At 45.4% G+C, this 23,509-nt stretch carries 19 protein-coding genes and 3 rRNA genes (1 of these 22 only partly in view); 16 read left to right on the forward strand and 6 right to left on the reverse strand.

Annotated elements, in window-relative coordinates; translation table 11 throughout:
• From NI389_RS11730 to rrf (NI389_RS11740), 3 genes are all read left to right on the forward strand, one after another.
• Window positions 1-2,527 (forward strand): 23S ribosomal RNA (locus NI389_RS11730); it begins 357 nt to the left of the window's first position.
• A 130-nt stretch (window positions 2,528-2,657) separates the two neighbouring features.
• Window positions 2,658-2,772: ribosomal RNA gene (rrf, locus tag NI389_RS11735) — 5S ribosomal RNA — on the forward strand.
• Between the two features lie 84 nt (window positions 2,773-2,856).
• A 5S ribosomal RNA gene (gene rrf, locus NI389_RS11740) occupies window positions 2,857-2,971 on the forward strand.
• Window positions 2,972-3,486: 515 nt separating this feature from the next.
• Here rrf (NI389_RS11740) and NI389_RS11745 read toward each other — a convergent pair.
• Both NI389_RS11745 and NI389_RS11750 read right to left on the reverse strand, forming a co-directional pair.
• Window positions 3,487-3,831, reverse strand: coding sequence for a rhodanese-like domain-containing protein (locus NI389_RS11745; protein ID WP_308360078.1), 345 nt, complete (start codon window positions 3,829-3,831; stop codon window positions 3,487-3,489).
• Window positions 3,831-4,022 (reverse strand): YgaP family membrane protein, encoded by a 192-nt coding sequence (locus tag NI389_RS11750; protein WP_308360079.1) that lies wholly within the window; start codon window positions 4,020-4,022, stop codon window positions 3,831-3,833. Before NI389_RS11750 ends, NI389_RS11745 begins: the two co-directional genes overlap by 1 nt.
• Before the next feature lie 136 nt (window positions 4,023-4,158).
• On the opposite strand from NI389_RS11750, the gene NI389_RS11755 reads away from it, so the two are divergent.
• From NI389_RS11755 to NI389_RS11765, 3 genes are read left to right on the forward strand one after another with little or no spacing between them, the layout of a single operon-like run.
• Window positions 4,159-4,467 (forward strand): ArsR/SmtB family transcription factor, encoded by a 309-nt coding sequence (locus NI389_RS11755; RefSeq protein ID WP_308360080.1) that lies wholly within the window; start codon window positions 4,159-4,161, stop codon window positions 4,465-4,467.
• Window positions 4,464-7,772 (forward strand): efflux RND transporter permease subunit, encoded by a 3,309-nt coding sequence (locus tag NI389_RS11760; protein WP_308360082.1) that lies wholly within the window; start codon window positions 4,464-4,466, stop codon window positions 7,770-7,772. The genes NI389_RS11755 and NI389_RS11760 overlap by 4 nt, the downstream gene beginning before the upstream one ends.
• Window positions 7,763-8,809: an efflux RND transporter periplasmic adaptor subunit gene (locus NI389_RS11765; protein ID WP_308360083.1), complete on the forward strand. Its 1,047-nt coding sequence runs from the start codon at window positions 7,763-7,765 to the stop codon at window positions 8,807-8,809. The genes NI389_RS11760 and NI389_RS11765 overlap by 10 nt, the downstream gene beginning before the upstream one ends.
• Window positions 8,810-8,878: 69 nt before the next feature.
• On the opposite strand, the gene NI389_RS11770 is transcribed toward NI389_RS11765, so the two are convergent.
• Complete coding sequence (locus tag NI389_RS11770) at window positions 8,879-9,556, reverse strand: nitroreductase family protein (protein WP_308360084.1); 678 nt, start codon at window positions 9,554-9,556, stop codon at window positions 8,879-8,881.
• A gap of 116 nt (window positions 9,557-9,672) precedes the next feature.
• Here NI389_RS11770 and NI389_RS11775 point away from each other — a divergent pair, with 116 nt between their 5' ends.
• Genes NI389_RS11775 through NI389_RS11785 form a run of 3 tightly spaced genes read left to right on the forward strand, consistent with a single transcriptional unit; the run spans window position 9,673 to window position 12,457 of the window.
• Window positions 9,673-10,332: a fumarylacetoacetate hydrolase family protein gene (locus NI389_RS11775; RefSeq protein ID WP_308360085.1), complete on the forward strand. Its 660-nt coding sequence runs from the start codon at window positions 9,673-9,675 to the stop codon at window positions 10,330-10,332.
• Between the two features lie 47 nt (window positions 10,333-10,379).
• A complete protein-coding gene (gene purT, locus NI389_RS11780; RefSeq protein ID WP_308360086.1) occupies window positions 10,380-11,567 on the forward strand; it encodes a formate-dependent phosphoribosylglycinamide formyltransferase in 1,188 nt (395 codons plus the stop codon).
• The gene (locus NI389_RS11785) at window positions 11,564-12,457 is read left to right on the forward strand and encodes an aldo/keto reductase (RefSeq protein WP_308360087.1); all 894 of its coding nucleotides are present in this window, start codon (window positions 11,564-11,566) and stop codon (window positions 12,455-12,457) included. Before purT ends, NI389_RS11785 begins: the two co-directional genes overlap by 4 nt.
• A gap of 78 nt (window positions 12,458-12,535) precedes the next feature.
• Here NI389_RS11785 and NI389_RS11790 read toward each other — a convergent pair whose 3' ends face one another.
• Both NI389_RS11790 and NI389_RS11795 read right to left on the reverse strand, forming a co-directional pair.
• On the reverse strand, window positions 12,536-13,213 hold the full coding sequence (locus NI389_RS11790; RefSeq protein ID WP_308360089.1) for a TorF family putative porin: 678 nt from the start codon (window positions 13,211-13,213) through the stop codon (window positions 12,536-12,538).
• A gap of 352 nt (window positions 13,214-13,565) precedes the next feature.
• On the reverse strand, window positions 13,566-14,741 hold the full coding sequence (locus NI389_RS11795; protein WP_308360090.1) for a hypothetical protein: 1,176 nt from the start codon (window positions 14,739-14,741) through the stop codon (window positions 13,566-13,568).
• Window positions 14,742-15,000: 259 nt separating this feature from the next.
• Between NI389_RS11795 and NI389_RS11800 the strand changes: the two genes are divergently transcribed.
• Window positions 15,001-16,935: an AsmA family protein gene (locus NI389_RS11800; RefSeq protein WP_308360091.1), complete on the forward strand. Its 1,935-nt coding sequence runs from the start codon at window positions 15,001-15,003 to the stop codon at window positions 16,933-16,935.
• A gap of 196 nt (window positions 16,936-17,131) precedes the next feature.
• Complete coding sequence (locus tag NI389_RS11805) at window positions 17,132-17,620, forward strand: hypothetical protein (protein ID WP_308360092.1); 489 nt, start codon at window positions 17,132-17,134, stop codon at window positions 17,618-17,620.
• 11 nt (window positions 17,621-17,631) lie between these two features.
• Here the strand turns inward: NI389_RS11805 and NI389_RS11810 are convergent, their stop codons facing one another.
• On the reverse strand, window positions 17,632-20,145 hold the full coding sequence (locus NI389_RS11810; RefSeq protein WP_308360093.1) for a protein kinase domain-containing protein: 2,514 nt from the start codon (window positions 20,143-20,145) through the stop codon (window positions 17,632-17,634).
• Between the two features lie 388 nt (window positions 20,146-20,533).
• Here NI389_RS11810 and NI389_RS11815 point away from each other — a divergent pair, with 388 nt between their 5' ends.
• The 5 genes from NI389_RS11815 (at window position 20,534) to NI389_RS11835 (ending at window position 23,459) form a co-directional block, all read left to right on the forward strand.
• Window positions 20,534-21,034 (forward strand): hypothetical protein, encoded by a 501-nt coding sequence (locus NI389_RS11815; RefSeq protein ID WP_308360094.1) that lies wholly within the window; start codon window positions 20,534-20,536, stop codon window positions 21,032-21,034.
• A gap of 99 nt (window positions 21,035-21,133) precedes the next feature.
• Window positions 21,134-21,634 carry a hypothetical protein gene (locus NI389_RS11820; RefSeq protein WP_308360095.1) on the forward strand — a complete coding sequence of 167 codons (501 nt, stop codon included), beginning with the start codon at window positions 21,134-21,136 and terminating at the stop codon, window positions 21,632-21,634.
• Between the two features lie 99 nt (window positions 21,635-21,733).
• Window positions 21,734-22,234, forward strand: coding sequence for a hypothetical protein (locus NI389_RS11825; RefSeq protein ID WP_308360096.1), 501 nt, complete (start codon window positions 21,734-21,736; stop codon window positions 22,232-22,234).
• 99 nt (window positions 22,235-22,333) lie between these two features.
• Window positions 22,334-22,834: a hypothetical protein gene (locus NI389_RS11830; RefSeq protein ID WP_308360097.1), complete on the forward strand. Its 501-nt coding sequence runs from the start codon at window positions 22,334-22,336 to the stop codon at window positions 22,832-22,834.
• A gap of 124 nt (window positions 22,835-22,958) precedes the next feature.
• Entirely contained in the window at window positions 22,959-23,459 is a 501-nt protein-coding gene (locus NI389_RS11835; RefSeq protein ID WP_308360098.1) for a hypothetical protein, read from the forward strand.
• Window positions 23,460-23,509 lie beyond the last annotated feature (50 nt).

Consider the following 23,509-nt stretch of genomic DNA (forward strand, 5'->3'; position numbering starts at 1 on the left):
AGTAGGACGGGGCACGTGAAACCTTGTCTGAATATGGGGGGACCATCCTCCAAGGCTAAATACTCCCAACTGACCGATAGTGAACCAGTACCGTGAGGGAAAGGCGAAAAGAACCCCTGTAAGGGGAGTGAAATAGAACCTGAAACCGTGTACGTACAAGCAGTAGGAGCACCTTCGTGGTGTGACTGCGTACCTTTTGTATAATGGGTCAGCGACTTATATTCTGTAGCGAGGTTAACCGAATAGGGTAGCCGTAGCGAAAGCGAGTCTTAACTGGGCGCTTAGTTGCAGGGTATAGACCCGAAACCCGGTGATCTATCCATGAGCAGGTTGAAGGTCAGGTAACACTGACTGGAGGACCGAACCCACTCCCGTTGAAAAGGTAGGGGATGACTTGTGGATTGGAGTGAAAGGCTAATCAAACCGGGAGATAGCTGGTTCTCCCCGAAATCTATTTAGGTAGAGCCTCGGACGAATACTACTGGGGGTAGAGCACTGTTAAGGCTAGGGGGTCATCCCGACTTACCAACCCTTTGCAAACTCCGAATACCAGTAAGTAATATCCGGGAGACACACGGCGGGTGCTAACGTCCGTCGTGAAGAGGGAAACAACCCAGACCGCCAGCTAAGGTCCCAAAGTGTATGTTAAGTGGGAAACGATGTGGGAAGGCTAAAACAGCTAGGAGGTTGGCTTAGAAGCAGCCACCCTTTAAAGAAAGCGTAATAGCTCACTAGTCGAGTCGGCCTGCGCGGAAGATGTAACGGGGCTAAACATACCACCGAAGCTGCGGCTGCAGATTTTATCTGCGGGGTAGGGGAGCGTTCTGTAAGCCGTTGAAGGTGTACCGGGAGGTATGCTGGAGGTATCAGAAGTGCGAATGCTGACATAAGTAACGATAATGCGGGTGAAAAACCCGCACGCCGGAAGACCAAGGGTTCCTATCCCATGTTAATCAGGGTAGGGTGAGTCGACCCCTAAGGCGAGGCTGAAGAGCGTAGTCGATGGGAAACGGGTTAATATTCCCGTACTTGATATGAATGCGATGGGGGGACGGAGCAGGCTAGGCAAGCATGGCGTTGGTTGTCCATGTGAAAGTATGTAGGCTGGTGACTTAGGCAAATCCGGGTCGCTAAAGCTGAGATACGAGACGAGCACCTACGGGTGTGAAGTTGTTGATGCCCTACTTCCAGGAAAAGCCTCTAAGCTTCAGTTCATATTGAATCGTACCCGAAACCGACACAGGTGGTCAGGTAGAGAATACTAAGGCGCTTGAGAGAACTCGGGTGAAGGAACTAGGCAAAATGGTACCGTAACTTCGGGAGAAGGTACGCTCTTGTCTGTTAAGCCCTTGCGGTGTAAGCAGACGGGAGTCGCAGAGAATAGGTAGCTGGAACTGTTTATTAAAAACACAGCACTGTGCAAAATCGTAAGATGACGTATACGGTGTGACGCCTGCCCGGTGCCGGAAGGTTAATTGATGGGGTTAGTCTTTGGACGAAGCTCTTGATCGAAGCCCCGGTAAACGGCGGCCGTAACTATAACGGTCCTAAGGTAGCGAAATTCCTTGTCGGGTAAGTTCCGACCTGCACGAATGGCGTAATCATGGCTACGCTGTCTCCACCCGAGACTCAGTGAAATTGAAATCGCAGTGAAGATGCTGTGTACCCGCGGCTAGACGGAAAGACCCCGTGAACCTTTACTATAGCTTGGCACTGAACATTGAACCTACATGTGTAGGATAGGTGGGAGGCTTTGAAGCAAGAACGCTAGTTCTTGTGGAGCCGTCCTTGAAATACCACCCTTGTATGTTTGATGTTCTAACGTTGGCCCCTAATCGGGGTTACGGACAGTGCCTGGTGGGTAGTTTGACTGGGGCGGTCTCCTCCCAAAGAGTAACGGAGGAGCACGAAGGTTTGCTAAGAGCGGTCGGACATCGCTCGGTTAGTGTAATGGTAGAAGCAAGCTTAACTGCGAGACAGACACGTCGAGCAGGTACGAAAGTAGGTCATAGTGATCCGGTGGTTCTGAATGGAAGGGCCATCGCTCAACGGATAAAAGGTACTCCGGGGATAACAGGCTGATACCGCCCAAGAGTTCATATCGACGGCGGTGTTTGGCACCTCGATGTCGGCTCATCACATCCTGGGGCTGAAGTCGGTCCCAAGGGTATGGCTGTTCGCCATTTAAAGTGGTACGCGAGCTGGGTTTAGAACGTCGTGAGACAGTTCGGTCCCTATCTGCCGTGGGCGTTTGAGAATTGAGAGGGGCTGCTCCTAGTACGAGAGGACCGGAGTGGACGAACCGCTGGTGTTCGGGTTGTCATGCCAATGGCATTGCCCGGTAGCTACGTTCGGAATCGATAACCGCTGAAAGCATCTAAGCGGGAAGCGAGCCTCGAGATGAGTTCTCACTTGGAGTTTAACTCCACTAAAGGGCCGTTGGAGACTACAACGTTGATAGGCAGGGTGTGGAAGCGCTGTGAGGCGTGAAGCTAACCTGTACTAATTACCCGTGAGGCTTAACCATACAACGCCAAAGTGGTTTAGTTGTTAGAAGTTAAGTATTGACTAAAGTAGACAACGACGAAGTAAAAGACATTAATATTAGCGTTCCAGATTTAGTTTACTTGCGGTAGCGAGTAGACGACCAGCTTATGCTTGGTGACAATAGCGTTGTGGACCCACCTGACCCCATGCCGAACTCAGAAGTGAAACGCAACAGCGCCGATGATAGTGTGGCAGCTGCCATGTGAAAGTAGGACATCGCCAGGCTCTTAATTAAAGAAAGCCCGATTCGAAAGAGTCGGGCTTTTTAAAAGATAAATAAAAATTAGAACAATATCTAAGCAGAATTTGCTTGGTGACAATAGCGTTGTGGACCCACCTGACCCCATGCCGAACTCAGAAGTGAAACGCAACAGCGCCGATGATAGTGTGGCAGCTGCCATGTGAAAGTAGGACATCGCCAGGCTCTTAATTAAATAAAAAGGCCTCTTCGAAAGAAGAGGCCTTTTTATTTATTACGTGTTTAGGGATGTGCTACGTGAAAGTAGGGTGAAAAGTCGATTAGGGAAGCAAACAGTTTTGCTTCACCGGCTTTGAACGTCGAAGGCCTCTGGCCGCAGACCGGACATCACCAGGCTGGGCGCCCCCGACTCTTAATTAAAGTAAGCCCGATCCGAAAGAGTCGGTTTTTTTGCTTTTCATCATTAAATCGTATTCCGGTTATACCAGACAGGTTAGTCAGCCTTATACCCATGCCGAACTCAGAAGTGAAACGTAGCAGCCAGAAGGCCAGCCCCGACCGATGAGAGTGTGGCTGCTGCCATGTGAAAGTAGGGTGAAAGTCAAAAAGGGAAGCAAAACGTTTAGCTTCACCGGCTTTGAACGTCTAAGGCCTCAGTTCGAAGAACGGACTAGGCGACCCTAACGCTTAATTAAATAAAAAAGCCTCTTCGAAAGAAGAGGCCTTTTTATTTTTCCAATCTAAAAAACGTCACAAATCTCGTCTGCTTTACAACCAATTACGGTAACGCGTTGATAGCCGATCCGTTCTAGTTGCTCAGCAGCAAGCACCGCTCGTCCTCCCGCAGCACAATGCACATAGATCGGACGATGGCAATCAGCCTCAATTGCAGGCAGCTTAAATTCCAAAAGTCCTCGAGGCACATTAATTGAACCTTTGGCTGCTCTTGTTTGATGTTCTTCGGGTTCACGAACGTCAACCAGTAAGCCACCATTAGTAATAATTTCTTCCTTTGCTTCATTCGCGGTAATACAACGAAGAGACGGTTTTACTGTTTGCAAAATATCCTGAATGGGCTTGAGCATTATTCTTCCTCTATTCCGATTTTCTTTAAGATGGTGATCATTGGACACCACTTTGTGAATGCTGACTGGATAAGGTTAGCAGCAATAAAGACGGTAAACCAAACCCAATTTGGGTGCACGAAGTGTGTTAAAAATAGAGATACCAGCACCATAACACCCGCAATTAAGCGTAAAAAGGCATGTAGCTTCATGTCAAACCTCAAGAGACCAATATGTAGACAGTTTCAGTATATTAGAAATATCTAAATTAGCAATATCTAATATTAGACTTAGCTAATGTATTTGCCTATACTGTACTCACTTAAAGTTAAGTTTTGGGCAGTCCTTATGGATTTTCAAGCAATGGCACACAATGCCGAACAGGCAGAAACATTGTTAAAGTTAATGGCAAACAAAAATCGATTGATGATCTTATGCCGTTTGCAGCAAGGAGAAGTGAGCGTAAGCGAACTAAATGATTCGATACCGCTTGCACAATCAGCACTTTCCCAACATCTTGCAAGCTTAAGAAACGCCGGCATCGTATCAACACGCCGCGAGGGACAAACAATCTACTATCGAGTAGCAGATGAGCGTGTCGCTGTAATCTTACAGGGGCTCTATACTGTGTTTTGCCAGCAAGGAGAAAATACATGAGCATGATTGAACAGGCAGTTAGGCAGAGTTTATCGGGTAAATTCCCCATCTTTGTATTTATACTGTCTATTTTATTGGGCACGATGGCTCTTAATTTCACGCCGCGTGAAGAGGAGCCACAAATCGTTGTGCCTATGCTCGATATTCTGGTTGAAGCCCCAAACACCGAAGCGCCAGAAGTAGCTCGATTAGTTACAACACCGCTCGAAAAACTGCTGATGCAGATCCCAGGTGTAGAGCATGTTTATTCGACCACTCAAACGGGAGGCGCGGTGGTTACGCTGCGCTTTTACGTTGGGGAAGACAGGGAAAAGGCTATTTTAAATACTTATGCCAAGCTCTACGCGAATCAGCATACCATGGCACGCGTTATCAATAATTGGCAGATCCGCCCAATCGAAGTTGATGACGTACCGATAGTGATGCTTGGTTTATACAGTAAAGACGCCACCCGTTATTCCGATTTTGAACTCACCCGATTTGCTCAAGAAATATCGACTCAGCTACAGCAGATCCCAGATACGAGTGAAATAAAAGTCATTACGGGTCGTACTCGTCAAATTCAAATCTACCTCGATGCGACAGCATTGGCGGCACACCAAACTACGCCGCTTGATGTCTTAATGGCGCTTCAGCTTTCAAACCAAGTGCAAAATGTTGGAACCGTAGTCTCTGGGCAAACGGCTTTTTCAGTAGAGGCCGGTGATGTATTGCGTAACAAACGCAGTATCGAAAAACTGGTAGTGAATGTGATCAATGGTCAATCCATCTATTTGAAAGACGTAGCGCGTATTGAAGACGGCGCAGCAGAACCCAAAAATTATCAGTGGCTTGCTACAACCGATAGTGAGCAAAATTTGCCAATGGTTACACTCAGTGTCGCTAAACAGCGGGGCAGTAATGCCGTGTCTGTTGCTGAACAGAGTCTAGTGTTAATGGACAAGTTACAACAGTCAATTTTGCCAAAAGAAATAGGGGTAAAGGTACTGCGTAATTACGGACAAACGGCAGATGAGAAAGTGAACGATCTCACTTCGAGTTTAGCGTTTGCCGTATTTACGGTCGTGGTGTTTGTTGGCGTTTTTTTAGGTTGGCGTCCGGCTATTGTTGTTGGATTAGCGGTGCCGATTTGTTATGGCATTACACTTGCTCTGGACTTTGCGTTTGGTTACTCCATCAATCGTGTGACACTGTTCGCCCTTATTCTTTCACTTGGTTTGCTTGTTGATGATCCCATCACAGGCATCGATAACATCAGCCGACACTTGCTTAGAAAAGGAAAAAGTAAGGATGTGTCTATTGTCGATGCCATCAGCGAAGTCAAAATGCCGCTTATTATGTCGACACTTACCATTGTTATGGCATTCATTCCATTAGCATACATTACCGGCATGATGGGCCCGTATATGGCACCGATGGCATTTAACGTGCCTGTGAGTGTAATAGTGTCGACCGTGGTGGCGTTTTTCGTTACGCCTTGGCTTGCCAAAATGTTATTGAATCAGTCGTCCCTGCAGGACGAGGTGATAGACAGTAAGCGAATAGAGCAGGGCTCATATGCTCGGTTTATCACGCCATTATTGGACGATAAACGTAAAGCAAAATGGGTGCTTTGGTCTGTGCTAGGTTTATTTGTCGCCAGTGTCAGTTTGCCTCTGTTTCGTGCCGTTCCGCTTAAATTGCTCCCTTTTGATAATAAAAATGAAGTGCAAATTCTGATTGATATGCCAGAAGGAACCAGCCTTGAACATACCGCGCGTATGACCAAGCAAGTCCAACAAATTGTTTGGCAGATGTCAGAGGTTACTGCCGTTGCGGGATACGTGGGCAAACCGTCCAGTATGGACTTCAATGGCATGGTGCGAGGCTATTATCGTCGAGAAGCGAGCCATTTTGGTGAGCTACGTGTTTTATTAAAGGATAAATTGACAAGAGACCACCAATCTCACGGTGTGGTATTGCGGCTGCGTCAAGCGTTGCAGTCCTTTGGCCGAGATGGTGTGGTCATCAAAGTCGTTGAAGTACCGCCCGGCCCGCCTGTTTTGAGTACACTCGTTGCGGAAGTTTACGCTGACGCGTTTATTTCACCAGAGGTGCATCAGGAAGCTGCAGAGAGATTAGCGAGCCGTCTTGCTATGGAGCCGCACGTAGTTGAAGTCGATACGTCGATTGCGGCTCATGCGCCGTTAAAAAGGTTTGTGACGGATAAAGAAAAGGCCGCGCTGTCGGGTATTGCAACGCAAGACATCAATCAAACATTGGCTATTGCCAGCGACGGACAGGTTGCGGGTCTTATGTACGTTGCGGATGAAGCAGAACCTTTACCTATCCAGTTACAATTGCCTTATCAAAATAGAAACGAGTGGCAGAATCTGCTGGCTTTGCAAATTCGAGGTCGACAAGATCTTGTTAAACAAGGAGATGATTTTGGGCTGACATCAGCGAAACGTCCTTTGGTCGCGCTCTCAGAGTTAGGCGAGCTCAAGTCGCTGCGTGTTGAACCGATGATAATGCGAAAAGACTTGCGAGAAGTTATTTACGTGACCGCGGAGTTGAATGGTCGCACGCCTGCCGAAGTGATTGCAGATGTCGTTGCTGATGAAATTCCAACAGGTGAAATCATTCCAGAACAAAATGTATCGCACTGGGAAACGAGAAATTACCTACAAAGTGGTGGCGGAGCCTATTGGCAAATGCCTGCAGGCACTCAGTATATGTTTGGTGGTGAAGGTGAATGGCGGATCACGGTCGATGTGTTCAGAGATATGGGTATCGCTTTCGCTTTTGCACTCACGGCCATTTTTGTGATTTTGCGATTCCAAACCGCCTCGAGCAGTGTATCGTTGATTATCATGTCGGCAATTCCATTGACGATGATAGGGATCATGCCCGGTTTTTGGTTGTTGAATCAGTTCGGCGAGCGAGAAATAGCAGGTGCGCCTGAACCTGTGTTATTCACCGCGACCGCGATGATAGGCATGATTGCGCTAGCGGGTATTGTTGTGCGCAATTCCCTGATCCTAATTGATTTCATCAATCAAGCCAGAGAGCAAGGTGCTTCTATCCGTACCGCGTTGATCCAGGCCGGCAGCGTTCGTATGCGACCCGTGCTGTTAACTGCGGGTACGACATTACTCGGTAACATGGTGATCATTCTCGACCCAGTATTTAGCGGGCTCGCGCTTGCTATCATCTTTGGCATCATTGCCTCAACCTTGTTTTCACTCGTTGTTGTACCGCTTGTTTACTACCTCGTGTTTGCTGAGGATACATCACCTTCTCAAGGAGAAACGCCATGCGCTTAAGTAATAAAATTGCGCTACCTGTCGCTGCTATTGTTGGGCTGTTAATTGCTGTTGCTTGGATGGCGGGTTTATTCGCTGACAAAACACCTGCAGGTCTTAAAGAACAAGAGCAAGCATTTAAAGGTTCTGTTCAAAATGTCAGTATTGAACTACTCAACGTCACAGAACGCGCGCCGGGGAGCATTGTCGCCAAAGAAAACACCTTGGTTGCCAGTCGTTTGTTAGCCCAGCTCAAAACATTGACTGTGCGAGCGGGAGACAAAGTGGAGCAAGGGCAAATTCTGGCACGGTTGGACGACGCGGACCTCAAGGCTCAGGTTTCCCAAGTGAAGGCGGAACAAGATGCCAATACCGCACAACTTCAACAGGCAAAGAAACAGCTAGAACGCAGCCAAGCTTTGCTAGAGCAGGGCTTAGTCGCCATTAATCAAGTTGATGAATGGCGTGCGAAAGTGGATGAGTTGAACGCAAGAAAAAACGCGTTGTCTCAGCAACTGACGGCCGCTGAAATTGCGTTAGGATTTAGCCTAATTCAAGCGCCTATTTCAGGCACGGTCGTAGAACGTCTTGTCGAGCCAGGCACCATCGTTGCACCGGGGACGGCGTTGCTGTCACTGTATAATCCTGCGCAACTTCAAGTACAAGCTGCCGTACGCGAACAACAAGCCGCTCATATGCAAGTGGGTGATAAGCTCAAAGTATATGTACCTGCTACATCACTCACTCAATATGCCACCATTAGTGAGATTGTGCCTGTAGCAGACAGCAGTGCGCGTACTTTTTTGGTCAAGCTCGACATGGGTTTATTGCCCTCAGTTGTGCCAGGAATGTATGCACAAATTGAATATCAGCTAGAGCAACGCCCCGCATTACTTATTCCATCTCACTTAGTTAAGCAATACGGTCAGCTTGATATGGTGCAAGTGGTTGATAATGGTGTACTCAGCCGTCGTTACATTCGATTGGGCGATGCGTTTGGCGACAAGGTTGAGGTCATTAGTGGCCTTTCAAAAGAAGACAAGCTCGCGATTTACTAGCATTCCATCATTTTCTATTGAAAACGCCACGTATTCTGACGTGGCGTTTTGATATTTAGTAAGGGCTTTCTACAAAAAGGTGGCGATTTCCTCAAGCGACTTTTTCACGAGGGCATGTTCAGGCACGCTTGCATCCTCAGCGGGGTAACCCGCAATAATAAGCATATAAGGACGTTCATTGTCCGCATCACGGCCACAAATTTCGGTTAAAAAAGACATCGGTTTTGGTGTGTGTGTCAGGGTCACAAGTCCGGCGTTGTGCAGTGCTTGGATTAAAAAGCCAGTCGCGATACCCACCGACTCGTGCACATAGTAGTTCGTGTTCGCATCTTCTGCGTGTATCCCACCTTTTTTCTGACTAAAAATCGCAATGAGCCACGGAGCATGTTCTAAGTAAGGTTTATTGGCGTCTGTTCCTAATGGTTTTAGCGCATTAAGCCATTCATCGCCTGCACGTCCTTCATAAAATGAGCGCTCTAAATTTTCTGCAGCAACACGGATCTTTTGTTTCACCTCTGGGCTGTTAATGGCCACAAAGTGCCATGGTTGATGGTTAGCTCCACTCGGTGCAAGACCAGCTGTTTTTATGCAGGCTTCAATAATTGGTTTTGGCACATCGCGGTCACTAAAACTGCGAATTGAATGACGACGCTGGCTGTTTTCTAGAAAGCGCTGCGCGCGTGCTAACATTTCATTCTGCGGATATTCAATAAAGTCAGTTAGTGGTACATTGGCATGATTCTGCATGGGTTATCTCTTGTTTAATATTGACTTGCAAAAGTTATAACGTGCTTGTACCCGCATGGCAACCGAGAAACCGCAGCGCAGACCAGTCTTTTAATTCTTTGGTAAAAGGAGCGTGAATGTATTCACATATTTGGTCAGATGGCTCGAAGATTGACTTGCCCATAGGCAAGGCCGTTTGTGTCGGTCGAAACTACGTTGAACACGCAAAAGAACTTGATAATCCAATACCGGATAACCCCATTTTATTTATTAAACCGAAGACATCGATTGTCCGTTTTGATCGTAACCTCACTTTGAATAAAAAACTCGGAGCACACCACTTTGAAGCCGAATTGGTGCTGCTTGTTGGTGAAACAATAACGCGTGGTACGGTTTCACCGTTGCAGTGTATTGTAGGGGTTGGCCTTGCACTCGATTTAACATTGCGTGAGGTACAAAATGAGTTAAAAGCTAAGGGGCATCCATGGGAACGAGCGAAAGCCTACGACAGCAGTTGTCCTGTTACGGCATTCCACCGTTGTTCACTGTCTAAATCCACTTCATATGAATACCGTTTTTGGCAAAATGGAGAGTTAAAGCAGCATGGAGACAGTGCCTTGATGTTGTTTCCATTGGAAAGACTCCTGCGTGACATCAGCCAATCGTTCACATTAGAACCCGGTGACATTGTTCTTACAGGCACACCAAAAGGGGTTGATGTACTGAATGATGGTGATGAACTCACGCTTCAACTGCTTGATTATCCACCTGCTCAAGGCCAAGTTGCGATAGAATAAGAGAACGTTTTACGGCGCAATGTGTCGCCAGTTACCAAGGAACCAATATGAAAATCAAAGCGCTAGGAACTCCTTTTTCGAATACCGCATGCAAAGTATTGCTGTGTGGTGGTGGCGAGCTTGGCAAAGAAGTGGTAATCGAATTTAAGCGACTCGGCGCAGAAGTGGTGGTGCTCGACCGCTACGAGAACGCGCCAGCGATGCAGGTAGCCGATCGCAGTTATGTGTTATCCATGCTCGATGGTGAGCGATTAGAGGCAATTATTCGTCAAGAGAATCCTGACTACATTGTGCCAGAAATTGAAGCGATAGCGACGGACAGACTTGTTTCTTTGGAAGCGCAGGGGTTCACGGTAGTACCAACAGCCAAAGCCGCACAATTAACAATGAATCGTGAAGGGATCCGACGTCTTGCTGCAGAAGAACTAGGTTTGCCAACATCACCGTATCAATTTGTCGATAGTTTTGATGATTTTGATCAAGCAGTGCGTGATATTGGCATGCCTTGCGTAGTGAAACCGATAATGAGCTCATCGGGTAAAGGTCAAAGTGTAATTAAACAGGAAAGTGACATAGCGCGAGCATGGCAATACGCTCAAGAAGGTGGTCGAGCAGGAAAAGGCCGTGTCATAGTGGAAGGCTTTGTTGATTTTGACTATGAAATTACGTTGCTCACCGTGCGCCACGTTGATGGCACGAGTTTTTGCGAGCCAATTGGTCACCATCAAGAAAACGGTGATTACCAACAAAGTTGGCAGCCTCAAGCAATGTCACCGCGTGCACTGACACGCAGTCAAGAAATTGCGCATAAAGTTACAGAGGCCCTGGGCGGGCGAGGTTTGTTTGGTGTGGAATTATTCGTCAAAGATGACGATGTCTATTTTAGCGAAGTATCTCCACGTCCACACGACACTGGAATGGTGACGTTGATTTCGCAAGACTTAAGTGAATTTGCGTTACATGTCCGTGCCATACTTGGTTTGCCTATCCCTACTATTCACTTTCATGGCCCATCCGCATCAAGTGTTATTCTGGTGACAGGTGAATCCACCGAATTGCAGTTCGGAAATGTGTACGATGCGTTGAGTGTTGCAAATACTGACTTACGTTTATTTGGCAAACCTGAAGTGAAAGGGACTCGTCGCATGGGGGTTGCATTGTCTCGTGGACATTCTGTAGAAGAAGCAGTGACCACAGCGAAAGCCGTCGCGGCGAAAGTAGAGATCACGTTATGAATAAAACAATAAGACCGATAGGTGACTTAGTCCTTGGCTTTTGGCGCTTGTTGGATTGGCAATTTTCCACGCAACAATGCATTGAATTTGTTGAACAAGGCATTGAGCAAGGGATTATCGATACAGACCACGCCGATATCTATGGTCAATACGAATGTGAAGCCAAATTTGGTGAAGCACTTAAAGCCGCTCCGAAGCTGCGCGACCAAATTCGCATCATCACCAAATGTGGGATCCGCCCTGCATTCGCCAGCAAGGGGTTGGCAGGAAAAGCGAATCACTATGACTCGAGTAAAGCGCACATCATTGCAAGTGCGCAGCAGTCACTTCGTCATTTCGGTACGGATAGGCTGGATGTACTGTTGATCCATCGCCCAGATTATCTAATGAATGCAGATGAAATGGCGGATGCGTTTAGCACACTCAAACAAAACGGTGATGTATTGCACTTCGGGGTCTCAAATTTTACACCATCGCAAATTGCCTTGCTGCAATCACGGTTAAACTTCCCGTTAGTCACCAATCAAATTGAATGCTCACCCTACGAAATGAAAGCGTTGGATGATGGAACATTAGATCAGTGTCAGCAGCTCGGGATGCACCCCATGTTGTGGTCACCACTCGCTGGCGGTCGTCTTTTCAGTCATGACGATGAAAAAGCACGTCGCCTTCGCGACGTCATGGCACAAGTGGGCGAGGAGCTTGGGGCAAAGTCTCTAGATCAAGTTGCTTACGCTTGGCTTATGGCATTACCAAGTGCGCCAAGTATTGTGCTTGGAACGGGTAACATAGAACGAGTGAAAAGCGCCGTTGCGGCTAAAGCAATTGAGCTGAATCGAGAGCAATGGTATCGGATTTGGCAAGCGTCAACAGGTCACAGTGTTCCGTAACTGGCTAAGCGTTGAGTAAGAAAAGGCATAAAGGGCCGAAAGGCCCCTGATTTGCAGCAAGTATCAAAGGAATGCCCGTTACAGCTCGAAGCTTACACCGTAACTTGCAAACACTTTAATGTCGTCGTCGGCCTTGAGGTCGACTTTTTTCAATCCGAGTGTGATGCCACTTTTGGTCAGGCTTATCCCGTAATCCATGTAGCTATCGTCTTCACCATACCAATCTTTAATTGTATCGCCACTAGACTGAGCAATGTGAATATCTAACGTGGTCTCGTTGAGCACGGTAAATGAGGCATTAGCTTCAAGGTACAACATGTCTTCGCTTGGCGCCGATGCTTCATCGACGAACGTGGTGTACGACGCTTTTAGCGTTAACCATTCCCACGTAACTGAGCCGTATATCTCGCCAAAATCAATGTTTTCAGCTGCATCAGGGTAAGCGTAGTACAGGTAGCCGACATCATAGCCAATCCCATTGCTTTCCCAGGCAAAGCCACCGTATACATCGAGTTCATATCCTGCACTTGCTTCTTCTCCGAAATCAATTGTCGACATCCAAGTTCCGACATAAAAACCACTTTCATGGCTGTAGTCGAGTCCACCGCTCACGGCTGCTTTATCGCCGGTTTGCGTGATACCTCGCCAAAAGTAGTTGGAGCTTGCCGCTACGTTGGCTTCCACGCCAGCGAGAGCAGATTGACTAGAGAGCGCGAGCAAGGCGCACGTTGCAAGCACGATTTTTTTTGTTGTCATTGTTGTCACCTCATTCATTGTATCTGACTAAGTAATAGCAACTGACAAGCCAATCTCCATTTTTTATTTAAATTTCTTTATTAATAACAATAATAACAATAGTTTATGATTTATTCTGATGAGCTAGCTCTGATAGTGAGGTGGAGTGATACGCACTTTTTTGGTGCAAAAATGTACAGTAGTGCACTTGTACCGAGCATCATAACGTTATGATCAAAAAGCGCTTTTAGGCGTTGAAAGAAAGAGAACGTTGAATAAAAGGAGGTTGTTATTAAAGTAAAAGCAGAACCGTTAGATCTCATAGAGTACTCAATAAAACATGGAGTACTCTATGAGGCTCGAGCAATGAGGATTAGCCAAAAATGGTACGTAGTAATTGAATGGTTTCGTCGACAGAGCGACCTTTTTCCACTTCGGCAATAATCGATTCACGCTTGTCTTGCAGATACGCGGGTAAATCAGGATTTTCCAGTGCTCTATCCACTAAAACGGTCGCCGATTCTTTTCCTCGTCTAACCGATTTTGTGCCATTAGTCGCACGACCTGAACTCGTTCTTTTTGGCTTATTCAGGGCCTTAAAGTAATTTGATTGCTCAGGCGTATCTTCGTCAACGTAATAGAACCAACAAGGGAGTAGCGCCTTGTAGCGTGTCAGTGTCGTTTCTAACTCATTCGCTGGAAGGCTTTGTCTGAACCAAGGCATCGCATGAATCGTTTGGACAATGTCATCCCAATAGCGACTAAAGTCACGGTTCGATAATCGAGCAACACCAAGTGCCATACATAGTGTGTCCAACTTACTTGCCATCACTGGCGTAAATACGTCCGGTCTGCGCATGGCGAGTAAGCGTGTTGCAGGTGCAAGCGTAGGGGTATCGTCAATGCCGTTAAAGGCTTGCAAATAAGCAACGATGAATGCTTGGTAATGTGCTTCAGTTACCTCACCTTCAAGGGGAATGTGTGCGAGTGCTTCATCAAAGCTAAACGGTACATCAGCTAAGACTTGATGAAACCCTTTAGCACTTTTTGTTGCCGCAAACCATTCACAGTCGAACGGGTAGGCACTTGTGTCATGTGTTGCAGCGTATTTACCGGTAAATACGAGGCGATCTTCCACAATCATATCCGCGAGCTTCTGTTCGCGTAATACGTCAATATGAGTAAGCAGTGCTAATTGCTCATCGAGTGCTAATGCTTCCTTGTTGCCGTCGATAAACATCATCAACACGGGCCAAGGCGCAACACGTAGTGATTTTAACTGTAAGTAGCTAATCGCATTTTGCAGTAAATCCTGCAGTTTTTTTACCGTTGGTAATTGGGTATCTTCAAGTAAATCAAAATTGATACGTCGCTTTGCCACATCAAGTAGCTCAAAACACCAACCCAAAAAGTCTTCTGGGTGATTAGTTACTTTGACTGCCATTAGATTCAGGCTAATGTCAGTCGCTTGTTTTAAAATGTTTTGATAAATACCGCTTTCGATTTCAGGTAGCGCCATTTTTGAAGGGGAAGTAAGCAGCTTTTTCATGCTGGGTAAAGTCTCCAACTGAATTTTGCGATAGCTATTAAGTGTAGCTAAATTCTCGTCAATGTAAGGGCGAGCATCATACCGAAGAATCCTTTCGATGCAATTTGCATTGAGAATATCCAAGTCCGTTTGAAGTTTATTTGTACAATTTATTGAAAATGCACGGGACAGCGATAAACGAAAAAGGAAATTGACATGATTTTATTTGATAGCGGCGCTAATATGACCAAATAACCGCAACGAAAAACGTGAGGGAACTATGTCTAGAGGAATGAAAATACTGGCTGGGGTGGGCATTGTCATTGTTGCAGGGGCAATTGTGATCCCACAGCTTATCTCCACCGATGCGATTGTCGCAGAAGTCACCCAAGAAGTTGAAGCCATAACAGGCCGCACATTGACTATTCAAGGGGGCGCATCGTTATCTATTTTCCCAAGTTTAAACATTGCACTCAATGACGTTCAGTTTGCGAATTTCCCTGAGGGGACAGGCAAAAATATGGTCAGCATGAAATCGCTGACATTGCATCTCCCTTGGATGTCTATTTTCAGCGGTAAAATCGAGTTGGATAGATTCGTTATTCAAGAGCCGACCATTTTGCTCGAAACCAGTAAGACAGGTAAGCCAAACTGGCAATTGTTTTCGGCAACGAACAGCGAACCTGCTGCGGCTGGGCAAAGCGCAACTACCTTGCCGGAAGGGTTGGATATCGCACTTGGCGAAGTGGCTATCTATGGTGGTAGCGTAACGTATCTCGACGGGGTAACGGGTGGCAAAGAACAGTTACAAAACGTCAATGTCACCGTTTTACTCCCTTCTTTGTTCAAGAATATGCAAATTAATGGTGAAGTAACGTATAAAAACGAAGTAGTACGTTTAGAGACGACACTTGAAACGCCCGCGAAACTCATCGAAGGACAGCCTTACTTGGTAAAAACGAGCGTGAATGCTGCGCCATTGTCACTCGATTTTGAGGGGCAAATTGCACAGGGTGGTAAAAAGGTCGACGGTGCGTTAGAGGTTAAAGGGGACTCGTTAGCGAAACTTACTCAGTGGCACGGTATTACGCTTGCCCAATCGGCAGAGGCTTATAACGCGTTTGCGGTGAAAGGCAAAATGGCCTTGAATCAAAATGTGTTTAAGTTAACCGACTTTAGTGCTTCGCTGGATGCGCTCAACATCACAGGGGTGAGTACAGTAACGCTTGCCGACGTGCCGGCTATCCGTGCAAAATTTGATTTAGGTATGTTGGATGTAAATCCTTACTTACCTCCAGAGCTAAAAGATACAAAGCAAGAAGAAAGCTCACCGGCAACAAAGCCTGAACCGATAGTGTGGGATGACAGCAAAATTGACCTGTCGGCTTTGAAAGGGCTTGATGTTGAGTTAAACGTCACGGCGACAGGCTTGAAAGCCAGAAAAATAACGTTGGGTGAAAATGAGTTCTCGCTGGTGGCAAAAAAGGGTGTAGCCAAACTTCGCTTAGATAAATTCAATGCATACGAAGGTAATGGGGTTGGGCAGGTAATAATGAATGCAGCGAAAACGCCTTACCAGATCAGCAGCGAGTTCTCGCTCGATAAAATTAATGCTCAGCCGTTGTTGAACGACGCTGTAGGGTTTGACAAGGTATTAGGGAAAGGCAGTATGGCGTTTGCTTTGACAACCCAAGGCGAGAGTCAGAAGCAATTTGTGAATGCGCTAAATGGTAATTTCAACTTTGCGCTGACTGACGGTGGTGTAAAAGGCGCGAATTTAGCAGAAATGGTTCGCCAAGCAAAAGAGTTATTAAAAGGCGATTTGTCGTCGTTGAAAAATGGCCTCAATAGTGATTTCGACAAAGATAAAACTACCGATTTTTCATCTCTTACGGGAAGTTTCCTATTCAAACAAGGCGTTGGAACAAACCGCGATCTCATGATGGCGAGCCCGCTTTTACGTATTACGGGCGAAGGCCAAGTCGATTTGCCGAATACGGTGGTGGATTATCGCTTAGTAACGGGCATTGTGGATACCATTGAAGGCCAGCATAGTGCCGATACCAGCACAGGCTTTAAAATCCCAGTACGGATAAAAGGGCCATTCCATGATGTTAAGACGAACCTTGATTTAAGTGATGCGGCCAAAGAGCAGGCCAAAGACAAAGTAAAAGACAAACTCAAAGACAAGTTGAAAGGGTTGTTTGGTGGTTAGTTGCAATACAGCAGCAATACTTAAACGTTAACGTCAAAAAAGTGAGCGATAAGCTCACTTTTTTTGCTTTAGCGCAAACCTTGAGCATCTTAGGCAGATTTTTAACCCCATGTAATCTGATGTAATTGCTGGGCGTGCTAAAGTGTGGTTGTATTACGAAGTAGTACGACTTATTAATTATATAAGGAAAACGGAAATGGCGAATTCTCTAAGCTTTGAAGTGTGGCCAACATCTGATTTAAACGAAGTGTGGAAAATTATTGGCGCTGACGGTGAGCAAGGTGAAGAAGTAAAAATTACGCTGACACCTGAAATGCAAAATGTTGAACTCTATTATGAAATGAGTCAACAAAGTACCTCAGAAGGTTGGCAATTTGCCGACAACGGTACGTTCTTTGTGGATGCGCAAGATAACTTTAATTATCAAGTCAACAGTGTGGTCGCGAATGCGGGCAAAAGCATGATAGTGAGCATTTCAAGTCTTAGCTCAGGTCAAACAATTCCACCGGATATTGCAGCAGATATGGCAGCAAATCCAGATAAAGTGTTTGTGGTTAATCTTATCACCAATAATAACTTTGAGATTGCCTACCGCTTAATCGCTAAAAACGACCATTTAAATGGTAATGTTCGTTATTTCTCGCAAGATCCTAGAGTTATCATTGACGATCCAGATATTCCATAATTTGATGTGTATCAGTTACATAAATAGGTAAAGTTTTCTTTACCTATTAACGTGTTGGTTTTTTGGATCTTACAAAGCGGTTTAAACCACCCTAAACGGAAAAAAGCACTGTTCCAACCGAGATCTAAGCTTTGTTGTAACGAGGCAATTGCGGAGTAATTTTCACCTATCAGTGTTTGTATTAACGTTTTTACGTAATAGGCTTCAGCTGACTCTGGTTCTTCCAATATATTCTTTTCGATTAAAGCCAGCGCTTCTTGATATCTACCTAAGTGAGCAAGCGCTTGAGCTCTTATCAACTTTAATGTTTGTTGTTCGTCGGCCGCTAAAATCTTGCTATACAATTCGAGCGATTTTGCCGAATGACCCAATAAATTGTGGATATCGGCTAAGTTGATTAAAGCCTCAGTGTTATTTGGCGCGAGCGCTACAACACGCTCGGAGTGAATGAGTGCTTGCTCTAGTTTTCCAAGTAACATCAAAACAACGGAGTAGTTGTTTAGCGTAGAGGTGTTGACTTGCCGATTATTTAGCAGCTTCTCATAGGAGGTATTTGCTTCCGCAAGATTACCAAGTAACAAGGATATATCTGCTATTGCCTTTAAGGTTTTAAAATCATTTGGCGCATAGGTCAACGCCTTTTTTAAATAGGGTAATGCGTCTTTGTATTTTCCTAGTCTAATATTAAACAGCGCCAAATTTGTCGTAATATCAAGCGTAGGCCGGAGTTTGTAGGCTAGTTCTGCGTGCTTCAGAGCTAAGCTGTAATCCTTTTGAAAACTGTAATAGACGCTAACAATTCCTTGTTTTTGAAACTCATCGAAGGCGGAACCTTCAATCAATTCTAACGTCTTAGTGGCGTTAGCGGAGTCGTTCAAATATTGGAAAAGTTGTAATAAGCTAGCTTGAAAAAGAAACGTCTTTTTAAACTCTTCAGGAGACTTGTCGAGAGTTTTCTTTAGTGAATATAAATGCTTCTTGTTTGATGAATTTCTATAAGCAGCGATGGATACTTTTGTATAAATTGAATATAAAGGCCAAAAATCTGGCGCATTTTGAATCAAGGTATCTAATTCAAGCATCAATTCATCGCTGTTGGCATCCGCTTGCAACGCTTTTTGATGAAGTGAGAAGTATTGTTCTAGTACTTCTTTATTTACACTTTCAGTTTCAGTGTTAGGTGCATTTAACGACCGGATAGAATAAGACGCCATATTGAACAGTTCGCCATAGTTTTTACTAGCGCTAACGTTTCTTAAGTGGCTTATCAATGTGGCTGATTGACCATCGACTATATTGAACTCGAAATCACAACTTTGCGACGTGCAATTTGCATCGACAGTAATAAGCTCCTCAGCATTCAAGGCGTGACCAAGTTCCTTTAACGAAGCGTTATCACCCAATAGCCTCTTCGCTTGATTGACTTCACTGTCTGAAATCAAGACATAACGTTTGCTGTTTAAAAAGTGCTGCTTAATCGCATCATCAATGGCGAGGTTGAGTATTTGTTTATGCGAATCTGCCAGTTGGTTGTCGCCACTGAATTCAGGGGGGAGTGCAGCAACATAGATTTTAGGTTTATTGGCTTGCCAATATTGATAGCCAAATACACAAAGTAAAGTGATGAACACCACGCCTAAGCTGGCAAAAAGAACCCTTTTAAGATGAGGGTAACGTGGAGGAGGCAAGACGTCGTTGAGCGCCATCGTATCATTGGAATCCTCATAACTTGCTTGCAACAGGGCCTGTTTAAGCTGGTGGGCGACTATTTGGGTGTTTAATGGTCGCTTTTGAGGGTCTTGTTTAAGCAATGCATCCATTAAATCAGTCAGTGGTTTCGGTAACCCAAAGACTAAGTTCGCGGTTTCTGGCAACTGTGTGGTACGAATACGCTCAGCAACCGCTTTGTCAGAATCTTCACCAAAGGGATGGCGACCGGCTAATAACTGAAACGCGATAATGCCAAAACTGAATAAGTCGCTTCGATGATCCAACGGCAGGCGGTTCATTTGTTCAGGAGACATGGCTTTGAGCGAACCAAAGCTGGTGTTGGCTGTCTTTGCACCTTGTTCTTTGAGTTGCGCGATACCAAAATCCGCGATCTTAGCGACGCCTTGTTCGTTCACCAGAATATTTTCTGGTTTTAAATCTAAATGCAGTATGTTGCGTTCATGTGCCGCGACTAAGCCATTTGCAATATCGCTCAGTAGTGATAGCTTTTTCTCAAGTGACAGCGTAACGGTGCGGGTATAATGGGTTAGCGTTTGGCCGGCGACATATTCCATTTCAAGATAAAGACCTTGGGCTGAGTCTTTAACATCATAAAGCTGCACAATATTATGGTGATTTAAACGAGCGAGTAGCTTTGCCTCACGCATTACGTCGGCATTACTACCAAGGTGGCTTTTAATAAATTTTATTGCCACTTTGCGGTCCAACCGCGTATCGGTTGCCACATAGACTTCACCCATGCCACTTTGTGCTAAACGGGTTATGTTGCTGTAATGCTCGCTGATTGAAATCACAATGTGCCCAGGTCTCCACTTCGACTTGTAATCAGTGTAACGCCAAATGCATTAAATGAGTATCTCTAAGCGATTAATTCTGTGTGTCATTTTATCGTATTGTGGTTGTGCAAGGGGGGAATAGAGTTATTAAGATAGCGCTGTCAGCAAGGCAATCAAAAAGCGGGCATTCACCCTGCGGCGATGCTGCAATAAAAAGGTTTTGCCTCGCATTGAAAACTGGCCTCAGGCGATAAGTCGCTTTATTATTGAGTTCGAGGTACGCCTCAAAAAACATCTTAACCAAATAGCAGTGACACGGAATCTGTTACAGGATCAAGTCAGGGGGAACCTCCCGTCTTAGGTCGAATAACACGCGTTTAATCAAAGACATTATTAAGGAATAATTGTGAAACTAACCTCATCCCTTTTCATTGCGGGCTTGTATTGCTCAACGCTGATGCTGAGTTTGCCAAGCAGCGCAGCCACGACGCTTGAGAGCGAGCAGGTAAGCGCACAGCGACAACCCAACGTGAAAACCTTTACCTTAGAACTTTGGGCGCCAGATGAGTATGCCCCCTTTGACTCAAAAGTGGCTGAGTTTGGCGATTTATATCGCTACCGCTACACACCGGAGCAGCAAGCCTTTCTGGCCACGGAACAAAACCGCAAGCTTAATTTTGAACTCAGCCCCGCGCTGAAAAAACGTTATCAATTAAAGTGGATAGCCGCCTCTACACCGCAATATACACGGATAGAAAAAATGAGCGAAAACGCCATCCTCGTGGGATTAGATGATGGTGAACGAAGCGGAGAAACTTACTTTGAATTGTGGGTCTACGACAGCGTATTAAAGCAAACCTTTATGTGTGATCCTACAGTTATTATCGACGATACAGATCCAGTCTAATCAGGGTTAGCTGATTGGCAAAGAGATGCTTAGTGTCTTTGCCAATATTAGTACGTAAATTCTAAACATCCTAATCCACGACATTACTAAGGAATAATTGTGAAACTAACCTCATCCCTTTTTGTTACAAGCTTGTTTTGCTCAACGCTGATGCTGAGTTTGCCAAACAGTGCAGCCACGACGCTTGAGAGCGAGCAGGTAAGCGCACAGCAACAACCCAACGTGAAAACCTTTACCTTAGAGCTTTGGGCGCCAGATGAGTATGCCCCCTTTGACTCAAAAGTGGCTGAGTTTGGTGATTTATACCGCTACCGTTACACACCGGAGCAGCAAGCCTTTCTGGCCACGGAACAAAACCGTAAGATCAATTTTGAACTCAGCCCCGCACTGAAAAAACGTTATCAATTAAAGTGGATAGCCGCCTCTACACCGCAATATACACGGATAGAAAAAATGAGCGAAAACGCCATTTTAGTGGGGTTAGATGACGGTGAACGAAGCGGAGAAACTTACTTTGAATTATGGGTCTACGACAGCGTTTTAAATCAAACCTTTATGTGTGATCCTAGAGTTATTCTCGAAGAAACAGACCCAGTCTAATTAGGGTTAGCTGATTGGCAAAGAGAAGCTTAGTGTCTTTGCCAATTTCAGTTCCTACATTCTAAACATTCTAATCAACGACATTATTAAGGAATAATTGTGAAACTAACCTCATCCCTTTTTATTACGGGCTTGTTTTGCTCAACGCTGATGCTGAGTTTGCCAAGCAGCGCAGCCACGACGCTTGAGAGCGAGCAGGTAAGCGCACAGCAACAACCCAACGTGAAAACCTTTACCTTAGAACTTTGGGCGCCAGATGAGTATGCCCCCTTTGACTCAAAAGTGGCTGAGTTTGGCGATTTATATCGCTACCGCTACACACCGGAGCAGCAAGCCTTTTTGGCAACAGAACAAAACCGCAAGCTTAATTTTGAACTTAGCCCCGCGCTGAAAAAACGTTATCAATTAAAGTGGATAGCCGCCTCTACACCGCAATATACGCGGATAGAAAAAATGAGCGAAAACGCCATTTTAGTGGGGTTAGATGACGGTGAACGAAGCGGAGAAACTTACTTTGAATTGTGGGTCTACGACAGCGTATTAAAGCAAACCTTTATGTGTGATCCTAGAGTTATTATAGATGAAATAGATCCAGTCTAATTAGGGTAAGCCGGTTGGCAAAGAGAAGCTTAGTGTCTTTGCCAATTTCAGTCCCTACATTCTAAACATTCTAATCAACGACATTATTAAGGAATAATTGTGAAACTAACCTCATCCCTTTTTATTACGGGCTTGTTTTGCTCAACGCTGATGCTGAGTTTGCCAAGCAGCGCAGCCATGACGCTTGAGAGCGAGCAGGTAAGCGCACAGCAACAACCCAACGTGAAAACCTTTACCTTAGAGCTTTGGGCGCCAGATGAGTATGCCCCCTTTGACTCAAAAGTGGCTGAGTTTGGCGATTTATATCGCTACCGCTACACACCGGAGCAGCAAGCCTTTTTGGCAACAGAACAAAACCGCAAGCTTAATTTTGAACTTAGCCCAGCACTGAAAAAACGTTATCAATTAAAGTGGATAGCCGCCTCTACACCGCAATATACGCGGATAGAAAAAATGAGCGAAAACGCCATTTTAGTGGGGTTAGATGACGGTGAACAGAGCGGAGAAACTTACTTTGAATTATGGGTGTACGACAGCGTGTTAAAGCAAACCTTTATGTGTGATCCACGCATTGTTATTGAGGATGCAGATATTCCATAATTTAGAAGAAACAGACCCAGTCTAATTAGGGTAAGCCAATTGGCAAAGATAAGCTTAGTGTCTTTGCCAATTTCAGTCCCTACATTATAAACATCCTAATCAAAGACATTATTAAGGAATAATTGTGAAACTAACCTCATCCCTTTTTGTTACAAGCTTGTTTTGCTCAACGCTGATGCTGAGTTTGCCAAGCAGCGCAGCCATGACGCTTGAGAGCGAGCAGGTAAGCGCACAGCAACAACCCAACGTTAAAACCTTTACCTTAGAGCTTTGGGCGCCAGATGAGTATGCCCCCTTTGACTCAAAAGTGGCAGAGTTTGGCGATTTATATCGCTACCGCTACACACCGGAGCAGCAAGCCTTTCTGGCAACGGAACAAAACCGTAAGCTTAATTTTGAACTCAGCCCAGCGCTGAAAAAACGTTATCAATTAAAGTGGATAGCCGCCTCTACACCCCAATATACACGGATAGAAAAAATGAGCGAAAACGCCATCCTCGTGGGATTAGATGATGATGAACGAAGCGGAGAAACTTACTTTGAATTATGGGTCTACGACAGCGTATTAAAGCAAACCTTTATGTGTGATCCTACAGTTATTATCGAACCAACAGATCCAGTCTAATTATGGTCAGCCGGTTGGCAAAGAGAAGCTTAGTGTCTTTGCCAATATTA

It is taken from the genome of Pseudoalteromonas xiamenensis (genome assembly GCF_030994125.1).
GTDB lineage: Bacteria > Pseudomonadota > Gammaproteobacteria > Enterobacterales > Alteromonadaceae > Pseudoalteromonas > Pseudoalteromonas xiamenensis_B.